This window comes from Rhizobium sp. Root491 (genome assembly GCF_001427205.1).
Classification (GTDB): domain Bacteria; phylum Pseudomonadota; class Alphaproteobacteria; order Rhizobiales; family Rhizobiaceae; genus Agrobacterium; species Agrobacterium tumefaciens.
Genome location: NZ_LMFF01000001.1, coordinates 1,007,483 through 1,024,999, shown reverse-complemented (window position 1 = coordinate 1,024,999; position 17,517 = coordinate 1,007,483). Strand labels below are relative to the sequence as shown.

15 protein-coding genes and 1 tRNA gene are annotated in these 17,517 nt (G+C 58.4%); 11 read left to right on the top strand and 5 right to left on the bottom strand.

Annotation, left to right across the window (positions count from 1 at the left end; genetic code table 11):
- The first annotated feature begins 7 nt into the window (after window positions 1–7).
- The 4 genes from ASD46_RS05080 to ASD46_RS05065 all read left to right on the top strand — a co-directional run bounded on the left by ASD46_RS05080 (window position 8) and on the right by ASD46_RS05065 (window position 5,550).
- Window positions 8–1,684, top strand: coding sequence for an ABC transporter permease (locus ASD46_RS05080; protein WP_026330643.1), 1,677 nt, complete (start codon window positions 8–10; stop codon window positions 1,682–1,684).
- 172 nt (window positions 1,685–1,856) lie between these two features.
- Complete coding sequence (locus tag ASD46_RS05075) at window positions 1,857–4,046, top strand: TonB-dependent siderophore receptor (protein WP_076843914.1); 2,190 nt, start codon at window positions 1,857–1,859, stop codon at window positions 4,044–4,046.
- A 102-nt stretch (window positions 4,047–4,148) separates the two neighbouring features.
- Window positions 4,149–5,030 carry a helix-turn-helix transcriptional regulator gene (locus ASD46_RS05070; protein ID WP_025592315.1) on the top strand — a complete coding sequence of 294 codons (882 nt, stop codon included), beginning with the start codon at window positions 4,149–4,151 and terminating at the stop codon, window positions 5,028–5,030.
- 127 nt (window positions 5,031–5,157) lie between these two features.
- Window positions 5,158–5,550 carry a PRC-barrel domain-containing protein gene (locus ASD46_RS05065; RefSeq protein WP_060641863.1) on the top strand — a complete coding sequence of 131 codons (393 nt, stop codon included), beginning with the start codon at window positions 5,158–5,160 and terminating at the stop codon, window positions 5,548–5,550.
- Window positions 5,551–5,616: 66 nt separating this feature from the next.
- Here ASD46_RS05065 and ASD46_RS05060 read toward each other — a convergent pair whose 3' ends face one another.
- From ASD46_RS05060 to ASD46_RS05045, 4 genes are all read right to left on the bottom strand, one after another.
- Window positions 5,617–5,859, bottom strand: coding sequence for a DUF982 domain-containing protein (locus ASD46_RS05060; protein WP_003514896.1), 243 nt, complete (start codon window positions 5,857–5,859; stop codon window positions 5,617–5,619).
- 327 nt (window positions 5,860–6,186) lie between these two features.
- On the bottom strand, window positions 6,187–6,345 hold the full coding sequence (locus ASD46_RS05055) for a YqaE/Pmp3 family membrane protein (protein WP_003514897.1): 159 nt from the start codon (window positions 6,343–6,345) through the stop codon (window positions 6,187–6,189).
- A gap of 167 nt (window positions 6,346–6,512) precedes the next feature.
- Window positions 6,513–6,588: transfer RNA gene (locus ASD46_RS05050), tRNA-Thr, on the bottom strand.
- A 137-nt stretch (window positions 6,589–6,725) separates the two neighbouring features.
- Window positions 6,726–7,688 (bottom strand): NAD(P)H-dependent flavin oxidoreductase, encoded by a 963-nt coding sequence (locus ASD46_RS05045; protein WP_025592384.1) that lies wholly within the window; start codon window positions 7,686–7,688, stop codon window positions 6,726–6,728.
- A gap of 255 nt (window positions 7,689–7,943) precedes the next feature.
- Between ASD46_RS05045 and ASD46_RS05040 the strand changes: the two genes are divergently transcribed.
- Window positions 7,944–9,089 carry a hypothetical protein gene (locus tag ASD46_RS05040; protein WP_025592386.1) on the top strand — a complete coding sequence of 382 codons (1,146 nt, stop codon included), beginning with the start codon at window positions 7,944–7,946 and terminating at the stop codon, window positions 9,087–9,089.
- A 61-nt stretch (window positions 9,090–9,150) separates the two neighbouring features.
- Here ASD46_RS05040 and ppk2 read toward each other — a convergent pair whose 3' ends face one another.
- Window positions 9,151–10,032 (bottom strand): polyphosphate kinase 2, encoded by an 882-nt coding sequence (gene ppk2, locus ASD46_RS05035; protein ID WP_060641862.1) that lies wholly within the window; start codon window positions 10,030–10,032, stop codon window positions 9,151–9,153.
- Window positions 10,033–10,272: 240 nt separating this feature from the next.
- On the opposite strand from ppk2, the gene phoR reads away from it, so the two are divergent.
- From phoR to phoU, 6 genes are all read left to right on the top strand, one after another.
- Window positions 10,273–11,532, top strand: a complete 1,260-nt coding sequence (gene phoR, locus ASD46_RS05030; protein ID WP_051365513.1) for a phosphate regulon sensor histidine kinase PhoR — start codon at window positions 10,273–10,275, stop codon at window positions 11,530–11,532.
- 195 nt (window positions 11,533–11,727) lie between these two features.
- Window positions 11,728–12,762: a substrate-binding domain-containing protein gene (locus ASD46_RS05025; protein WP_003514907.1), complete on the top strand. Its 1,035-nt coding sequence runs from the start codon at window positions 11,728–11,730 to the stop codon at window positions 12,760–12,762.
- A gap of 274 nt (window positions 12,763–13,036) precedes the next feature.
- A complete protein-coding gene (pstC, locus tag ASD46_RS05020; protein ID WP_003514909.1) occupies window positions 13,037–14,521 on the top strand; it encodes a phosphate ABC transporter permease subunit PstC in 1,485 nt (494 codons plus the stop codon).
- Window positions 14,518–15,840, top strand: coding sequence for a phosphate ABC transporter permease PstA (pstA, locus tag ASD46_RS05015; protein ID WP_025592391.1), 1,323 nt, complete (start codon window positions 14,518–14,520; stop codon window positions 15,838–15,840). Before pstC ends, pstA begins: the two co-directional genes overlap by 4 nt.
- 14 nt (window positions 15,841–15,854) lie before the next feature.
- Window positions 15,855–16,670 (top strand): phosphate ABC transporter ATP-binding protein PstB, encoded by an 816-nt coding sequence (gene pstB, locus ASD46_RS05010; RefSeq protein ID WP_003514913.1) that lies wholly within the window; start codon window positions 15,855–15,857, stop codon window positions 16,668–16,670.
- Window positions 16,671–16,768: 98 nt separating this feature from the next.
- A complete protein-coding gene (gene phoU, locus ASD46_RS05005; protein WP_003514921.1) occupies window positions 16,769–17,494 on the top strand; it encodes a phosphate signaling complex protein PhoU in 726 nt (241 codons plus the stop codon).
- The last annotated feature ends 23 nt before the right edge of the window (window positions 17,495–17,517 follow it).

Genomic DNA, 17,517 nt, shown 5'->3' with positions numbered 1-17,517 from the left:
GAAGCTCATGAATCCAGACGCCGTCCAGCCATTGATGCCCCGCGCAAGACCAAGGTTTTCATCCTCCTTCTGGTGGCTGAGCCTGTCTCTGGCAGCGGTCTGTGGCGCCATGCTGCCGGTTCTGGCACTTGTCTCGCAGGCGGTGCAGGGGTCTGATGGCCTGTGGTCCCATCTCGGTTCCAGCGTGATTTTGACGGCTTTGCCGGATACCGCCGTTCTGATGCTCGGCGTCGGGTTGCTGGCCGGTGTTATCGGCACATTTGCCGCTTGGCTGGTTACGGCCTATGATTTTCCCGGCCGCAAAATACTGGAATGGGCGCTGCTGCTGCCGCTCGCCATGCCCACCTATATCGTCGCTTACGCCTATCTCGATATCCTGCATCCGATCGGGCCGGTGCAGGGGGCGATCCGCTGGCTGCTGGGCTATTCCAGCCCGCGTGAATTCCGCCTGCCGGACATAAGGTCCATGACGGGCTGCATCATCCTGCTCGGTTTCGTGCTGTTTCCCTATGTCTATATTCCCGTGCGCGCCATGTTCCTCACGCAGGCGGGCAACCTGCTTGAAGCGGCACGCACGCTTGGCGTTTCCAGACGCGCGGCTTTCTTCAAGGTTGCGGTGCCTTTGGCGCGCCCGGCCGTCGCGGTCGGCATCAGCCTTGCCCTGATGGAAGCGCTGAACGATATCGGCGCATCGGAATTCCTTGGTGTCCGAACTCTCACCGTTTCGGTCTATACCACATGGGTCACGAAATCCGACCTGCCCGGTGCGGCGCAGATCGCGCTTTCCATGTTATTCATCGTGGTTGCCCTCGTGGCATTTGAACGATGGGCGCGGCGCAAGCAGCGTTATACCGTGTCGGCGCAGAAAAGCAGGGAACTGGAGCCTGTGCGTCTCACCGGTCTTAAAGCTTGCGGTGCCTTTGCGCTCGGCAGCCTGCCGGTTCTGATCGGCTTCGTGGCGCCGGCAAGCTATCTCGTCACCGAGGCATGGAAGCGTTTCCGGTTCAGCGGACTGTCGTCCCGTTTTGCCGATGAGGCTCTGAATACCATCCTCTTTGCCGGACTGGCGACGGCGATCACCCTCGTCCTCGGCCTTGCGGTCGCTTACGCGATGCGCCTTGCTCCGGGACGCCTCTCGCTCTGGTCCTACCGGCTTTCCACGGTAGGTTACGCGGCCCCCGGCACGGTCATCGCCATAGGTGTGCTGATTGCGCTTGGCGGCTTCGACCGGTTTGTCGACCAGACCATGCGCGACTGGTTCGGCATATCCACCGGCCTCATTTTCATCGGCAGCGGTGCGGCCCTGATTTACGCCTATTCGGCGCGGTTCCTCACCATTGCGGCTGGCGGCGTTGATGCCGGCCTGAGCCGTATCCCGCAATCCTTCGATCACGCCTCGCGAACGCTGGGACGATCCGCAACACAGACATTCAGACAGATCCATCTGCCGCTTTCAAAGGCATCGCTGGCCGCCGCCGCATTGTTGATCTTCGTCGATTGCGTCAAGGAACTTCCCGCCACCCTTCTGTTACGGCCGCTGAATTTCGAGACTTTCGCGACCCATCTTTACGGTGAGGCAGCGCGTGGCACCTACGAGGAAGCGTCGATTGCGGCACTGGCGATTGTCGTCATCGGCATCCTGCCGGTCATGCAGCTTGCAAGGATCGGGCGGCGCAAGAGCTGACGCCTGCACCATAAATGACAGGCGCAAAACTGTGCGAGAAGCCAATAAGCTTCAAATCTGCCCAGAAAACGACAAGCATCCGGCCTTAATCCTGATGTAAATACTCAGCTTAATTGAGGTGCTGCGGCCTGCCGTATATAAACGTCGGCCGTGATCTGTTTCGGGGCATATCTTGAAAAATTTGCATGAGATGTTTTTGGGCCGCCTGGCTTTGGGAACGGCTGCCATTGTTTTGATGGCGCCATTGGTAGGTCACGCACAGCAGACGACCGTCCTGCGTGAGATTACCGTCGAGGGGCAGGGCGCGGAAAACGCCACTGGTCCGGTCCGGGGGTACGTCGCGAAGAAAAGCGCGACGGGTTCGAAAACTGAGACGGAAACGAAGGACATTCCTCAGTCCGTATCGGTCGTCGGCCGCAAGGAAATGGATGACCGCGGTGTCGTGACCAAGATCGACGAGGTACTGCGCTACACGCCCGGCGTAACGGCGGAACCTTTCGGCACCGACCCGGATACGGACTGGTTTTACATTCGCGGTTTCCAGGCAACCCAGACCGGCGTGTTTCTGGATGGGCTGAACCTGTTCAGCTACGGTTTCGGCGGTTTCCAGATGGATGCCTATGGTTTGGAGCGGGTGGAGGTGCTGAAGGGACCGGCTTCGGTGCTCTACGGCGGCGCCAATCCCGGCGGCATCGTGCAGATGGTTCGCAAGCGCCCGCAGGATGAGCCAGTCCGCGAAACGGAAATCGGCATCAACAATTTCGGCAATGCTTTCTTCGGTTTCGATCTCGGCGACAAGGTTGATGGTGAGGGCGTTTGGAAATACCGCGTCACCGGCAAGGTCTCGGGCGGCGATAATTACACCGACTACTCCGAGGATCTGCGCGGCTTCATCATGCCGCAGATCACCTTCGAGCCGGATGCTCAGACCAGTGCCACGCTTTACGGCTATTTCTCGGCGCTGGATCAGGTCCATGTCGGCAATGGCTTCCTGCCCTATGTCGGCACTGTGGTTGACGCACCCTTCGGCAAGCTGGACCGCAAGGCCTTTTATGGCGAGCCTGATATCGACAATGGTCGCGTCTACCAGTCCATGGTGGGTTACGAAGTCAGCCACGAATTCGACAATGGCTGGAAGATCAGCCAGAACGCACGCTACGGCCACCTCTACAAGCACGAAACCGGACCCTATGCGGGCGGCTGGGCCAATACCGACGCCAATGGCCAGCCAATCCTCGATGCCACCACCAATGACTATATGCTGACCCGCTTTGGTTATGACGGCCTGTCGAAGGTCGACAGTTTCGGCGTCGACAACCGCGTCGAAGGCCAGCTCGATACCGGTGCTGTCAGCCATTCGTTGCTCTTCGGTCTCGATTATAAATACTACAAGCTGGATCAGGTGCAGGCGTGCTGCGGATCGAATGCGATCGGTGCGCTCAACCCGGTCTATGGTTCGACGCAGGGGATGAATTTCGTCTACGCCAACAACGTCGTGACGCAGCAGCAGATCGGCATCTATGCACAGGATCAGCTGCGTTTCGGCGATGGCTGGCTGGTAACGCTGAACGGGCGCTACGATTACGTCGATACCGAACTGAACAACAGGCTGCCAGCGGGTGTGTCTCGCCGCTCAAATGACGATGCGCTGAGCGGTCGCGCCGGTCTTGCCTATGAATTCGACAATGGCCTGACGCCCTATGTCTCGGCGGCCACCTTCTTCAATCCGCTCATCGATACACTTGCGGATGGCAGCTCCGCCGTACCCGAGGAAGGACATCAGTTCGAGGCCGGTATCAAATACGAGCCGACCTTCTTCGATGGCAGCATCACCGCCTCTGTCTTCAAGCTTGTGAAGGACAACGCCATCGTTTCCTATACCGCCGGCGGCGTAACCACGAGCGGCCAGTTCGGACAGGTGGAGTCCACCGGCTTTGAGCTGGAGGCGAAGGCCAATCTCACCGACAACTGGAAAACCATCGCCTCCTATTCCTATACCGATCTCGATATCACCAAGGACGCCAATCCTAACCTGATCGGCAAATCGCCGTGGATCGTGCCTGCTCACACCGCGTCGCTTTGGGTGGATTACGCCTTCACCGATGATACGTTTGAAGGCCTCAGCATTGGCGGCGGCGTGCGTTATCAGGGCAAGTCCTGGGCAGATGCGGCAAACACGCTGCGTGTTCCGGATGCTGCGGTCTTCGATGCCGCGATCCGCTACGAGAAGAACGACTGGACGGCATCCGTCAACGTCGCGAATGTCTTCGACAAGGAATACGTCAAGAGTTGCGCCGGCGTCTCGGTTTGCGGCTGGGGTGACAGCCGCACCATCACCTTCAAGCTTTCCAAGAAGTGGTAACGGGTAGCTGGCAGTTGCGGGGAAAATAGTTTGCCCCTATAAACATGAATAATCTTATCATGTTTATAGGGGCGCCTTTGCGCCTTGCGGGATCGAGAGGCCATGGCTTTCCGCGTTCGGATGGAAAATGAGATCGAGGGCTTTGCCGTCATCGGCGGCCCACGCTCGCGGGTGTGGAACGGCATCGTCGCCGATCTTTGGGACGTGCGTTGCGCATCGAAGGCGGGTGGCCGCTATGTCGGCAAGGACCCGCGTTTCGTTTTCCTGCTCGATATGGATGGGACGGATGATGGCCGATTCATGATGAACCGTAGCCGCTGCGACAATTACGCGTCATCCGAAGCGAACCGCATTTCCTTCGTACCGGCCGACCTGGATGTACATGCGGAACTCAGCAATGTTTCCTTCGTGCGCCATCTCGATCTGCACTTCGATGCGGGATTGCTGGGGGCGCGGCTGGTGCAGGGGTTCGATCCGCACGGATTGCTCGATCCGCACCTGATGTTCGAGGATGAGCGCCTGCTGGTGCTTGCGCGGCTGATCGCCGCCGAATGTGATAATCCAGACCCTTTGCACGATCTATACGGCGAAAGCCTCGTGCTGGCGCTGTTGACGGATTTCCTCAAGGTGAAGCGGGAGCCGGTCAAAAAACGCAGCAAGCTGGCCTCCTGGCAGTTGAGGGCGGCGACCGATTACATTCGCGAACATTGCCTGCGGTCGATAAGGCTGGAGGAACTGGCAGAACTCACCAACCTGTCGCAATCCCATTTCAGCCACGCCTTCAAAGCGTCGACAGGCGTACCGCCGCATCAATGGCAGATGCAGGCGCGTATCGATCGGGTCAAGGACCTGATGATGCGAGCCGACATGGCGCTGACCGACATCGCCATCGCAGCCGGGTTTTCGGATCAGGCGCATTTTTCCCGCGTCTTCCGTAAAATGGTCGGCGTTTCTCCTTCCGTCTGGCAAAAAATCCGCCAATAGGGCTTTTTCCGCGCCTCCTGATCCGCGTCTTCAGCCCGCAGCGCGCGAAAAGCTTCGGAACGAATTTCCGGTGGAGGGGTTTACCAGGTGTAATACTCACGAGGAAAAACCAAGGAGGAAAGACGTTATGTTGCATCAAGAACCCCGTGCCGGGCAGGACCCTTACGTCAAGGATACACCGAGCCTGATCGCCAGCGACAAGGTTGAAGGCACGCGCGTCTATGGCGCCGATGGCAAGCATATCGGCTCGATCCAGCGTATCATTCTGGAAAAACGCGGCGGCCGTGTCGCCTACGCGGTTTTGAGCTTCGGTGGCTTTTTCGGAATCGGCGACGACTATTATCCGCTGCCGTGGGAAAAGCTCCATTACGACGAAGAGCTTGATGGCTATCGCATCGATCTTACCAAAGAGCAGATCGAAAATGCGCCTCACTTCGCTAATCTGGACGACGACGACCTGCTGCATGCGCGAGACCGCAAGGTTTACGACCACTACGGCGTCGCACCTTACTGGATGTAGATCGAACGAAATATGGCAAGCATGAAAATGGCCCCTTTCGAGGGGCCATTTGTCGTCTGAATATGGTCAGTGCGGATTTTTCTGCATCTCGGAAACCGCATCGGTAAAGCACTTTCGCGCTTCCTCCGGCGATTTGCGTCCATCAAGCGCAGCGCGGCAGGCGCTTCTGGCTCTCACGAAACTCAATCCGCGAATTTTGGGCCAGCCTTCCGTCAATAACATCAGTGCCTCGAACGGGCCGGCGATAACGCTTTTGCCCTTCGCCTCGAGATTGACCTCGACAGGCTCTGTCCATCTCTCGTTCTTCATCGTGCACCTCCCAGAGCAACGCGATCCCGAAATACACCCGACAGCAAAGCAACCCATGAACGCAGCCGTGTGTTACCGCTGATTAGAATAAGCGCAAGCGATCGAATTGACAACGGTGATCAACGAAAGCCGAAAAACGACAGAATCGCCAGAACGATGACGACGAGGCCCACGATGTAGATGATCTGGTTCATGATTTTCTCCTTAGCTGGTGTCATCACCATAACGTGAGGGAGAAGATGAGGTTCCAGTCGGCATTACGAATTTAATCACGTACTAAAATATTGTGCGCATCTGATGGTTGTCCCGTCATATGCCGCGCAAATCTCATTTGCGCAGGATCACCCAGATCGCGTGAATGATGCCGGGAATGTAACCGCAAAGCGTGAGCAGGATATTCAACCAGAAATGGAGACCAAGTCCGACCTGGAGAAACACGCCAACCGGCGGAAGAATGATGGCGATGAGAATACGAAGGACATCCACGATGGCAAGCTTTCCATTTGATTGCGACTTGCTGCTCAACGTGCGGAGGCCTGTTTGGTTTCAAAGGTTTTATGATTGCAGCAGCAGCGCCAAATGACGATTTCCGCCAGTGGACAACGCCGCACCAAAGGCAACTAAGTGTCGGAAATGAATTTTTTAGGAAGAAATGGTGCCGCTTACGTGACTCGAACACGTGACCCCGTCATTACGAATGACGTGCTCTACCAACTGAGCTAAAGCGGCCCGATTGTGACCCGTTTGTTACGGATCAGCTTCATGGCGGGCTGATACAGGCAATGCTGACGGATTTCAAGCCTTGAATTCGCGGGTTTCGAAAAATCCGAAAAAAAGCTTTGCCTGCCCGTTGTTTATAGGTGGCCTCAGCCTCTCGCGCAGATGCGCTGTCTGGCTGCCTCATACTCGCGTACCAGCCGATCGACGAGGTCAGCCACCGGCTCCACCACCTTGACCGCTCCGATGCCTTGTCCGGCGCCCCAGATATCCTTCCAGGCCTTTGCGCCGCCGGTGGCGGTTTCGAAGTCCATCTTGGAAGGGTCCGCTTCCGGCAGGTTGTCGGGGTCCATGCCTGAGGCGACGATCGAGCTTTTCAGGTAGTTGCCGTGTACGCCCGTGAAATAGTTCGAATAAACGATGTCCTTGGCCTGTGCCTCCACGATCGCCTGCTTGTAAGCGTCGGAGGCCCGGGCTTCCTGCGTCGCGATGAAGGGGGAGCCTATATAGGCCATATCCGCGCCCATGGCCTGCGCCGCAAGGATGGAGCCGCCATTGGCGATGGCGCCAGCCAGCAGCAGGGGACCATCGAACCATTCGCGGATTTCCTGAACCAGGGCGAAGGGTGAAAGCGTGCCCGCATGTCCGCCTGCACCCGTTGCCACCGCAATCAGCCCGTCCGCGCCCTTGCGGATGGCGGAGCGGGCGTGGCGATCGTTGATGACATCATGCAGCACGATACCGCCATAGGAATGCACGGCCGCATTGACTTCCGGTACTGCACCAAGCGAGGAAATCACGACCGGCACCTTGTATTTGACGCAGAGGCCGAGATCGTGTTCCAGCCGCCGGTTGGACATATGTACGATCTGGTTGACGGCGAAAGGAGCGGCCGGGCGCTCGGGGTTGGCCCTGTTGTGGGCGGCTAGATCCTCGGTGATCATTGCCAGCCATTCGTCCAGCTGGCTTTCGGGCCGCGCATTCAGCGCCGGGAAAGCGCCGATGACACCCGCCTTGCATTGCGCCAGCGTCAATTGCGGATGCGAAATAATGAATAGCGGTGACGCTATGACCGGAAGACGCAGATTGTCTTTCAGCACGGACGGCAGCATGTCTCCTCCCACGGATTACGTTTACGCGCACGTAAGTCAATATCGTGTTCGGCAGCGGATTGAAAGCGAAAACAGCGTCGTACTGGCCCGGCAGACCTGCGCTCGCAGCGCCACAATGGATCGATTTTCCCCAAGGCAATCCGGTCTTTATCGCAAACGATGCTTGCGGAGGCGCGGCATAGCCGTTACCGAATCGTAAACCAATGGCGCACTGCCACATATTTTTTGCGAAGAGCAGTAGAATAAGGATCGGTCGTGAGCGGACTGGAAACGGCAATCAGAAATGCTCTGGAAAAATCGGACAGATCGAACGCCGAAGTTCGTGCACGAATTTACCAATCGTCCCGTCAGGCACTGGAAGCGGGCCTGCGCAAGCAGGGCATAGACGACCCGCAGATTGTGGGCCAGCAGCGCCAGCGGCTCGAAAGCCTGATCCATGTTATAGAGAATGAAGAGCGGAACCGTCTTATGGACAGGGTGGAGCAGCAGTTGCGGCCGCCTGTGCCGGAAAGTGCGGCGCATGACGGCCCCTCGGTCGATCCCGTCTCACAATCGCAGCATCACGGCGATATGGCCGTCGAGCCGGAATTGCGTGGCGAAACGCGCGATGTGCGGCCGGGCGCCGCTGCTGCTCCGGAACCTCTGAGTGCTGGACATCGCAATGGAAAACCGCCAAGAAGAGGCTCCAGCGCAGGTGACGCCTCGCTCGCGTTTCGTCCGGAAGGTGCCGTTGGCCGCCGCAAGCGTCGCGGACTTTTCGCCCGGCTTTTCATGCTCGTATCGCTTCTGGCCTTTGTCGGTTTCGGCGCCTGGTGGGTCTATTCCTCAGGCCTGCTGCTCACGCCGGAGCAGCGCGATACCAGCGTGCCCAATCCGCCGGCACAAGTCCAGGCGGAGGACTTCAACGGTACTGAGCCCGCGCCGAGCCTTTCCGCCGGCCGCGGTTTTTCCGACGACTGGGTGGAAGTATTTAATGCGGAGCGCGGCAGTTCCGGAGTTTCGGCAGGCCCCCGCGCCAATGTCGAGAACATCGCCACACCCGCCGGCAAGGCGATACGGGTGACGTCGAGAAGCGTCTCTCAGGACGGCGCAATCAGCGTCGAGGTTCCGGTGGAAGTGATGCGCGACATGGCGGGTAAATCCTCGACCATCTCGATCACGCTGCAATCCTCCAGCGATCGGCAAACGCAGGTTTCCGTAGCATGCGATTTCGCCACGTTGGGCGATTGCTCCCGTCACCGTTTCACGGCCACGGCCGAGCGTGCGGATATGCTGCTGAACACGACGTTCGAGCGTTCGCTTGCCCCGAATGCGCCCGGCAAGATCTTCATCAACAGCGATATCGATGGCAATGCCCGCCCGGTGAACCTGTACTCCGTGCGCATTTTGCCGGGTCAGTAAGAATCCAGCAAGAAGAGGGAACAAGCGCCGCAGCCGGGGCGCTTGTTGACGTCTCCCAGTCTTATTTCAGAGAACCCGGTCCTGATCCAAGAATCTTGTCGTCGATTTCGCCAATCGCCTTTTTGTCCTTGCCGTCGTAATCAAGCGTAGTGAGGATGTGGCGAATGAGGTTCACCCTCGCACGGCGTTTGTCGTTGGCGCGCACCACCGTCCAAGGGGCGACATCGGTGTGGGTCTTTTCCAGCATCTCGTCGCGCTTTTGTGTGTAGTCGTCCCACTTCGTCAGCGCGGCGATATCCATGTCGGAAAGCTTCCAGCATTTTAGCGGGCTGTGGCGACGGTCATGGAAGCGCTCGATCTGCGTTTCACGGCCGATATCAAGCCAGAACTTGAAAAGATGAACACCCTCGTGGACCAGCATCTTTTCGAGGCGTGGTGTTTCCTTGAGAAAGCGCTTGTGCTCTTCCGGGGTGCAGAAGCCCATAACAGGCTCCACCCCGGCGCGGTTATACCAGGAACGGTCGAAGAGGACGAATTCTCCAGCCGTCGGGAAATGCGAGATATAGCGCTGGAAATACCATTGGCCACGCTCGGTCTCGGTTGGTTTGGTCAGCGCCACGACACGGGCATAGCGGGGGTTGAGGTAAGCGTGGGCCGCAAAGATCGCGCCGCCCTTTCCGGCGGCATCGCGTCCTTCGAAGACTGCCATCACCCGTTTGCCGGTGGCCTGCAGCCAGAACTGCACCTTGACCAGCTCAACCTGCAGCGCCTCGAGGGTGGCGTCGTATTCCTCCCGCTTCATCTTTTTGTCGTAAGGAAAATCTCCGGCGGAAAGCTTCTTCTCCTCCACCCAGTCGGGAAGAACCGGATCGTCGATGTCGAAGCTGCGCAGCTTGCCGCCAATGGTGATCTCCACCGATCGCTTCTTCGTTTCTTCGCCCATGCTTTCCTCCTGATGTTGTTGTGTAAAGGCAACTCGCTGCCAATGAGTTCATATCCACCCGCATAATTCAAGTGAAAGAGGATTGGTTAGCCGGAGTGCTACCGCAGTGACGATTGCGGCGCAGATTTTGCGCATATACGCTGTGGAAAATACGCGATGATGAATCTCTGTCATGAAGCTGGCCTATGAGACTCCGATGCGCTGTCAGGTGAAAGTGGAAAGTGTGCTGAAATGGCAGTCATGAAAGGCGAGAGTGGATTGAAGCTTTTTGCGAAAAAGCTTGGCCGAAACTGGTTGCCTGTTCTCGTCGTCAGCATGCTTGCCGTCGCTGCCGTTTCTGAGTTGCAAACGCCCTATATGCCAGCCGTCCTGTGGCTCTGTGCCGTCATCGCTATTTTGACCGCTCGGCAAAAGCCGGAGGAGCCGGCTAAGGATGAAACCGCAGCTGCTGAGGCGGAAGAACCTGATGTGCCCGGCGAAAACGTCATTTCCGGGGTGAGGGCGGGTCTGGCCGTTCTGGATACGCCGGTCTTCATCCTCGATAAAAACGCAGGCGTGCTTTATCAGAACGGCGCGGCGGAACGCGCCTTTGGCCAGCTTCCGGCCGGCGCACATATTTCCGCCCGGCTGCGTTCGCCGGGCTTGCTGGATGTCATTCGCGAAACCATCACCACCGGCCAGCCCAACCAGGTCGAGCATTCCGAGCGTTTTCCCTCAGAGCGGGTCTTCATCGTCCGCATTGCCCGGGCGGATGCGGGAGAGGCAGCGGGTCCACCGTTCTACATCCTGTCGTTCCGCGATGTTTCGGAGCTTCGCCGCATCGACCGCATGCGCAGCGACTTCGTCGCCAATGCAAGCCATGAATTGCGCACCCCGCTCGCCTCGCTGCGCGGTTTCATCGAAACCATGCAGGGGCCGGCCCGCAACGACCCCAAAGCGCAGGAACGTTTCCTCGCCATCATGCTCGATCAGGCCACACGCATGAGCAGGCTGGTGGATGACCTCATGTCGCTTTCAAGGCTGGAATTGCGGGCGAATATTGCGCCGGACCAGAAGGTCGATCTCGTCCCAGTCATCGGCCATGTCCGGGATGCGCTGCTGCCGCTCGCCAACGAGCTGGATGTGGTTATTACGCTGCATCTGCCCGACCGGCCGGCAGAAGTGCAGGGCGACCGCGACGAACTGGTGCAAGTGTTTCAGAACCTCGTTGAAAATGCTTGTAAATATGGCCAGGAAGGCAAGGTCGTGGATGTCTGGCTGCGTGCCGATCCCGGTAAGCCGGTGGAGGTGAGCGTCATTGACAAGGGGCCGGGCATTCCTGCCGAACATGTGCCGCGTCTGACGGAACGGTTTTACCGCGTCAGTGTCGCTGACAGTCGCTCCAAAAAAGGGACCGGCCTCGGGCTTGCCATCGTCAAGCACATCCTCACCCGCCACCGCGCCCGCCTCATCATTAAATCGGAACTGGGCAATGGCACGGACTTTACCGTCAGATTCTGACATAGAGTACGTTACAGTCTTCAGCTTCGAAAAATTTTATAAATAAAATCAATAATTTAGGCTGTCACAAATCTTTCACCGAAGTGACATAAAAGGAAGTGGTTACGGTGGTTAAGAAGAGACCGCCGAGCGCATGCTAAGAGCGTCTGCCGCTATCGGCTGCGTCCACAAACAAGCCCACGACGGGAGAGACAAATGAACTTCGTTAAATTTTCCGCAGCAGCTCTGGTGGCTTCTGTCGCCTTCGCTGGCGCCGCCGCTGCTCGCGACCAGATCCAGGTTGCTGGTTCCTCCACGGTTCTGCCCTATGCCAAGATCGTTGCCGAAACTTTTGCTGAGACTTTTCCGAACTTCAAGGCTCCGGTTGTTGAGTCTGGCGGCACGGGCGGCGGTCTGAAGGCGTTCTGCTCTGGCGTCGGCGAAGGCACCATCGACATTGCAAACGCTTCGCGCCCGATCAAGAGCGACGAACTTGCCGCTTGTAAGGCCGCTGGCGTTGCCGACGTTCAGGAAGTGAAGATCGGCTACGACGGCATCGTCTTCGCAATGGACTCTTCCAACAAGGACATCAAGCTCGAGCCGAAGGATCTGTACCTCGCGCTCGCCGCTGAAATCGTCAAGGACGGCAAGCTCGTTGCCAACCCTTACAAGAAGTGGTCGGAAATCAACAAGGAACTGCCTGATGTAGCGATCGCCGCTTACATTCCGGGTTCCAAGCACGGCACACGTGAAGTCTTCGAAGAGAAGATCATGGCTGACGGCTGCAAGGAAGCCAAGGCGACCGACGCCATCAAGGCGCTGATCACCGACGCCAAGCAGGCTGCTGCCAAGTGCGTTGCAGTTCGCAAGGACGGCGCTGCAGTCGACATCGACGGCGACTACACCGAGACGCTTGCCCGCATCGACGCCAACAAGACCGGCCTCGGCGTTTTCGGCCTGGCATTTTACGAGAACAACGCTGACCGCCTGAAGGTTGCGACCGTCAGCGGCGTTGTTCCGTCCACGGAAACCGTTGCCAGCGGCAAGTACCCGGTTTCGCGCCCGCTGTTCTTCTACGTGAAGAAGGCTCACTTGGGCGTTATCCCGGGCCTCAAGGAATATGTCGAGTTCTTCGTTTCTGACGAAATGATCGGCCCCGACTCCCCGCTCGCAAACTACGGCCTCGTTGCCGCTCCGGAAAAAGAACGCGAAGAAATTCGCTCCAAGTTCGCTGCCGGCGCTTCGATGTAATAAACAAGGAGGGGTGTGGCCTGCCGCACCCCTCTCTCCGCTCCGGTACCGTTGTGCTTAAGGCGGCTGTCTCCGGTTGACAGTTCCCATCCATCGCCGTCCACATAATTGTTGATGGATTACAGATGGATAGGATGTATCAACCTTGACGCTTGCCAGACTTTGTTACAGTCAGGCGGCAAGCATCTCTGGATGGTCCAGCGGTCTCGTTTTGATGACTTTTTGATTTGCCCGATATCGCACCGTGCTCTTGAGGCACGACGAGGGAACTCTAATGAACACATCGATCCTTTTGCTGATACTGGTGTTGATCGGCATCGGCAGTTATCTGCTCGGCAGCCGCCGCGCCGTTGCTTTGTCTGGTGGGCGTCCCTCCAGCATGCATTCCCGTGCCGGTTATCACGGTTCCTACGCTGTCGTCTGGGCGGTGCTGCCCGCAGCGCTCATTCTCTGTATCTGGCTTGTTATCAGCCCGCTGATCGTTACCTCTGCGGTGCGTGGCGAATTTCCCGAAGATGTGCGCTCCCAATCCGAAGCGCAGCAGAGCCTCACCTACGGCATGGTAACGTCCATCGCCCGCGGTCTTCAGCGTCTGACGCCGGAAGAAACCGCAAAGGTTGATGCGGATACGGCTGCGGTAAGATCGCTTCTTGCATCGAAGGGCGTGGCAATTGCCGGCGAACCCCAGCGTTTCATGGTCGATGCCGCCCAGACGCTGAATGCGATGACCTCCACCAGCCGCCTGGGCATGATCGCCACCGTGCTGCTGGCCGCATTCGCCGGTGCCGCTTATGCACTGCGTTCAATCGCGCCGCGTTTTCGGGCGCGCAACAGGGTGGAGCGGGTCATTCTCGCGGCTCTGGTCGTCGCGTCGTCCATCGCCATCCTGACGACCATCGGCATCGTCCTTTCGATGCTTTCGGAAGCAATCCAGTTCTTTACCATGGTTCCGGCGCACCAGTTCTTCTTCGGAACGGTATGGGATCCGCGTTTTGCCGCTGCCGGTGCGACCGACTCTTCCGGCCAGTTCGGCCTGATCCCGCTGCTCGCCGGCACGCTCTATATTGGTTTCGTCGCCATGCTGGTCGCCGTTCCGGTCGGGCTGTTTTCGGCGATCTATATGTCGGAATATGCGACGCCGCGCCTTCGCTCGATAGTAAAGCCGCTGCTCGAGGTGCTCGCGGGCATCCCGACAATCGTCTACGGCTTCTTCGCGCTGACGACCGTTGGTCCTTTCCTGCGAGACATTTCCACGCAGATCAGCGGTCTTGCGACAGGCAACTACGCCAACTTCATCCAGGCGCAGAGCGTCATCACCGCCGGCTTCGTCATGGGTATCATGCTGATCCCTTATGTTTCGTCGCTGTCTGACGACATCATCACCGCCGTGCCGCGTTCGCTGCGCGATGGCTCTCTCGGTCTCGGCGCCACGCGCTCTGAAACCATCAAGAAGGTCATCCTTCCCGCCGCTCTTCCCGGCATCGTCGGCGCCGTGCTGATGACGGCGTCGCGTGCGATCGGCGAGACCATGATCGTGGTTCTTGCGGCTGGCGTCGCTGCCCGCCTGCAGCTCAACCCCTTCGAACCCATGACAACAGTGACGGTCAAGATTGTCAGCCAGCTGACGGGTGACCTTGAGTTTACCTCGCCGCAAACGCTGGTGGCCTTCGCGCTGGGCATAACTCTTTTTGCAATCACGCTTTGCCTGAATATCTACGCGCTTTACATCGTGCGCAAATACCGGGAGCAATATGAATGACCGACATCGTTTCTCCGGCGGCCGGTGCTGCCGCCGTGAACAAGGCCACGCGCCGTGATATCGGCATCAAGCGTCGCTATGCAGCTGAACGTCGCTTCCGCGCCTATGGATTGGCAGCAATCTCGTTCGGCCTCATCTTCCTCTTTCTGCTGCTCTGGTCGGTCGTATCCAAGGGTCACACCGCCTTCCAGCAGACGATGATCACCGTTCCGGTCGAGTTTTCCGAACTGATCATCGATCCAAAGAACGAGCGCGCAACCGATCCGGCAAAGCTGATGACGGCCAACTACCCCGTCCTCGCCCGTGATGCAGTGGCCAAGGTTCTCGGCGTCGCGCCGACGGATAAGGCCGGTCTTCGCGCCGTCAACGTCATGATCTCCGACAGCGTACGCACCCAGTTGCGTGATATCGTCGTCGCCGATCCGTCCGTCATCGGCACCACGCGCAGCGTCACGCTTCTCGCGTCGGGTGATGTGGACAGCGCCTTCAAGGGCCAGATCGACATGTCGGGGGATGAAGCAAACCGCCGTATCTCGAACCAGCAGCTCGGCTGGATGAACCAGCTCGTGGAAAGCGGACAGCTTGGCAAGCATTTCAATACCGGCATCTTCGTCAACGGCGCTTCGAGCCGTCCGGAAGCCGCGGGTGTTGGCGTTGCGCTGATCGGCTCGTTCTACATGATGCTGATCGTGCTGGTGCTGTCGCTGCCGATCGGTGTTGCGGCCTCCATCTATCTGGAGGAATTTGCCCCCAAGAACCGGTTGACGGACCTTATCGAGGTCAACATCAACAATCTGGCGGCTGTTCCCTCCATTGTTTACGGTCTGCTCGGTCTCTCCGTCTTCATCAACTTCATGGGCTTTCCACGCTCGGCCTCGCTGGTCGGCGGCCTCGTCCTGACGCTGATGACCCTGCCGACGATCATCATCGCCACCCGCGCTGCATTGAAGGCCGTGCCGCCGTCGATCCGCGCCGCCGCACTCGGTCTTGGCGCTTCCAAGATGCAGACGATTTTCCATCACGTCCTGCCGCTGGCAATGCCTGGCATTCTGACCGGCACCATCATCGGTCTCGCCCACGCACTGGGCGAAACGGCGCCGCTGCTTCTGATCGGCATGGTGGCATTCGTCGCGAACTATCCGACAACGCCTATGGATCCGTCCACGGCCCTGCCGGTGCAGATTTACATGTGGGCGAACGAAGCTGAGCGTGCCTTTGTCGAACGGACATCTGGCGCTATCATCATCCTGCTTCTGTTCCTCATTCTCATGAATGTTGGCGCAATCCTGTTGCGTCGCCGCTTTGAGCGGCGCTGGTAGAGGGAGCTAGAGCAATGAACATGTTGTCGGAAGCAGCAGTTGAAAAGGCGCTGGACAAGAAAATGAATGAAGTCTCATACAAGATGATCGGCAAGGATGTTTCGGTTTATTACGGCGAAAAGCGCGCGCTTTACGACGTGAACCTCAATGTCCGCGAAAACACGGTGACTGCACTTATCGGCCCGTCCGGTTGCGGTAAATCCACTTTCCTGCGCACCTTGAACCGCATGAACGACACGATCGACGGTTGCCGGGTCACCGGCAAGATCACGCTCGATACCGACGATATCTACGATCAGCAGATCGACGTCGTGGAACTGCGTGCCCGCGTCGGCATGGTGTTCCAGAAGCCGAACCCGTTTCCGAAGACGATTTATGAGAACATCGCCTACGGCCCTCGTATCCACGGTCTCGCCCGCAACAAGGCGGATATGGATCAGATCGTCGAGCATAGCCTGCAGAAAGCGGGTCTCTGGAACGAGGTGAAGGATCGTTTGCTGGAATCCGGCACGGGTCTCTCCGGTGGCCAGCAGCAGCGTCTGTGCATCGCACGCGCGGTTGCCGTCAGCCCGGAAGTGATCCTGATGGACGAGCCGTGCTCGGCGCTGGATCCGATCGCGACTGCGAAGGTCGAGGAACTGATCCACGAACTGCGCACCAACTACACCATCGTCATCGTCACGCACTCCATGCAGCAGGCGGCGCGCGTTTCCCAGCGTACGGCCATGTTCCATCTTGGTCATCTTGTCGAAGAAAACGAAACCGACAAGATGTTCACCAATCCGGACGACCAGCGCACGCAGGACTACATCATGGGCCGCTTCGGCTGATCCCCGGCCGGTGCTTTATCGTAACCGTACAAGACTGGTGCCTCTGCCGTGCCCCGCTGTTGGGCACGCGCATGCAGGCCAAGCCGGAGGAATAGACCATGACACAGACAACGACCCATTCGCATATCCTGTCTGCCTATGACGACGAACTGAAGTTTCTGACGCGCCGCATCGCCGAAATGGGCGGTCTTGCCGAGCAGATGTGCGGTGACGCCGTGCGCGCACTCGTCAATTCCGATGCTGCGCTCGCGCAGAAGGTCATTTCGGACGATACCATTCTCGACCATGCTGAGCGCGAAATCGGCGACAAGGCGATTGTAACCATCGCCAAGCGTCAGCCGATGGCGGCAGACCTTCGCGAGATCATCGGCACCCTGCGTATCGCCGCCGATCTCGAACGCGTCGGCGATCTTGGCAAGAACACGGCCAAGCGCGTTATTGCTGTCGCCGGCACCGGTGTTCCGCGCAAGCTCGCCCGCGGCATCGAGCATCTGTCCGACCTGGCGCTGGTGCAGCTCAAGGAAGTCCTCGACGTCTATTCCACGCGTTCCGCCGAAAAGGCCAATGCGATCCGTGAACGCGACGAGGAAATCGATGCCATGTACACGTCGCTCTTCCGGGAGCTTCTGACCTACATGATGGAAGACCCGCGCAACATCACCACCTGCACGCATCTTCTGTTCTGCGCCAAGAACATCGAGCGTATCGGCGATCATGCGACGAATATCGCAGAGACGATCTATTACATGACCACCGGCAGCCAGCCGGAGGGCGAGCGTCCGAAGGACGACAGTTCCAACACGCTTGGTTCGGTGACCGAGTAACAGACAAGCAGAAGCTTGCGGAG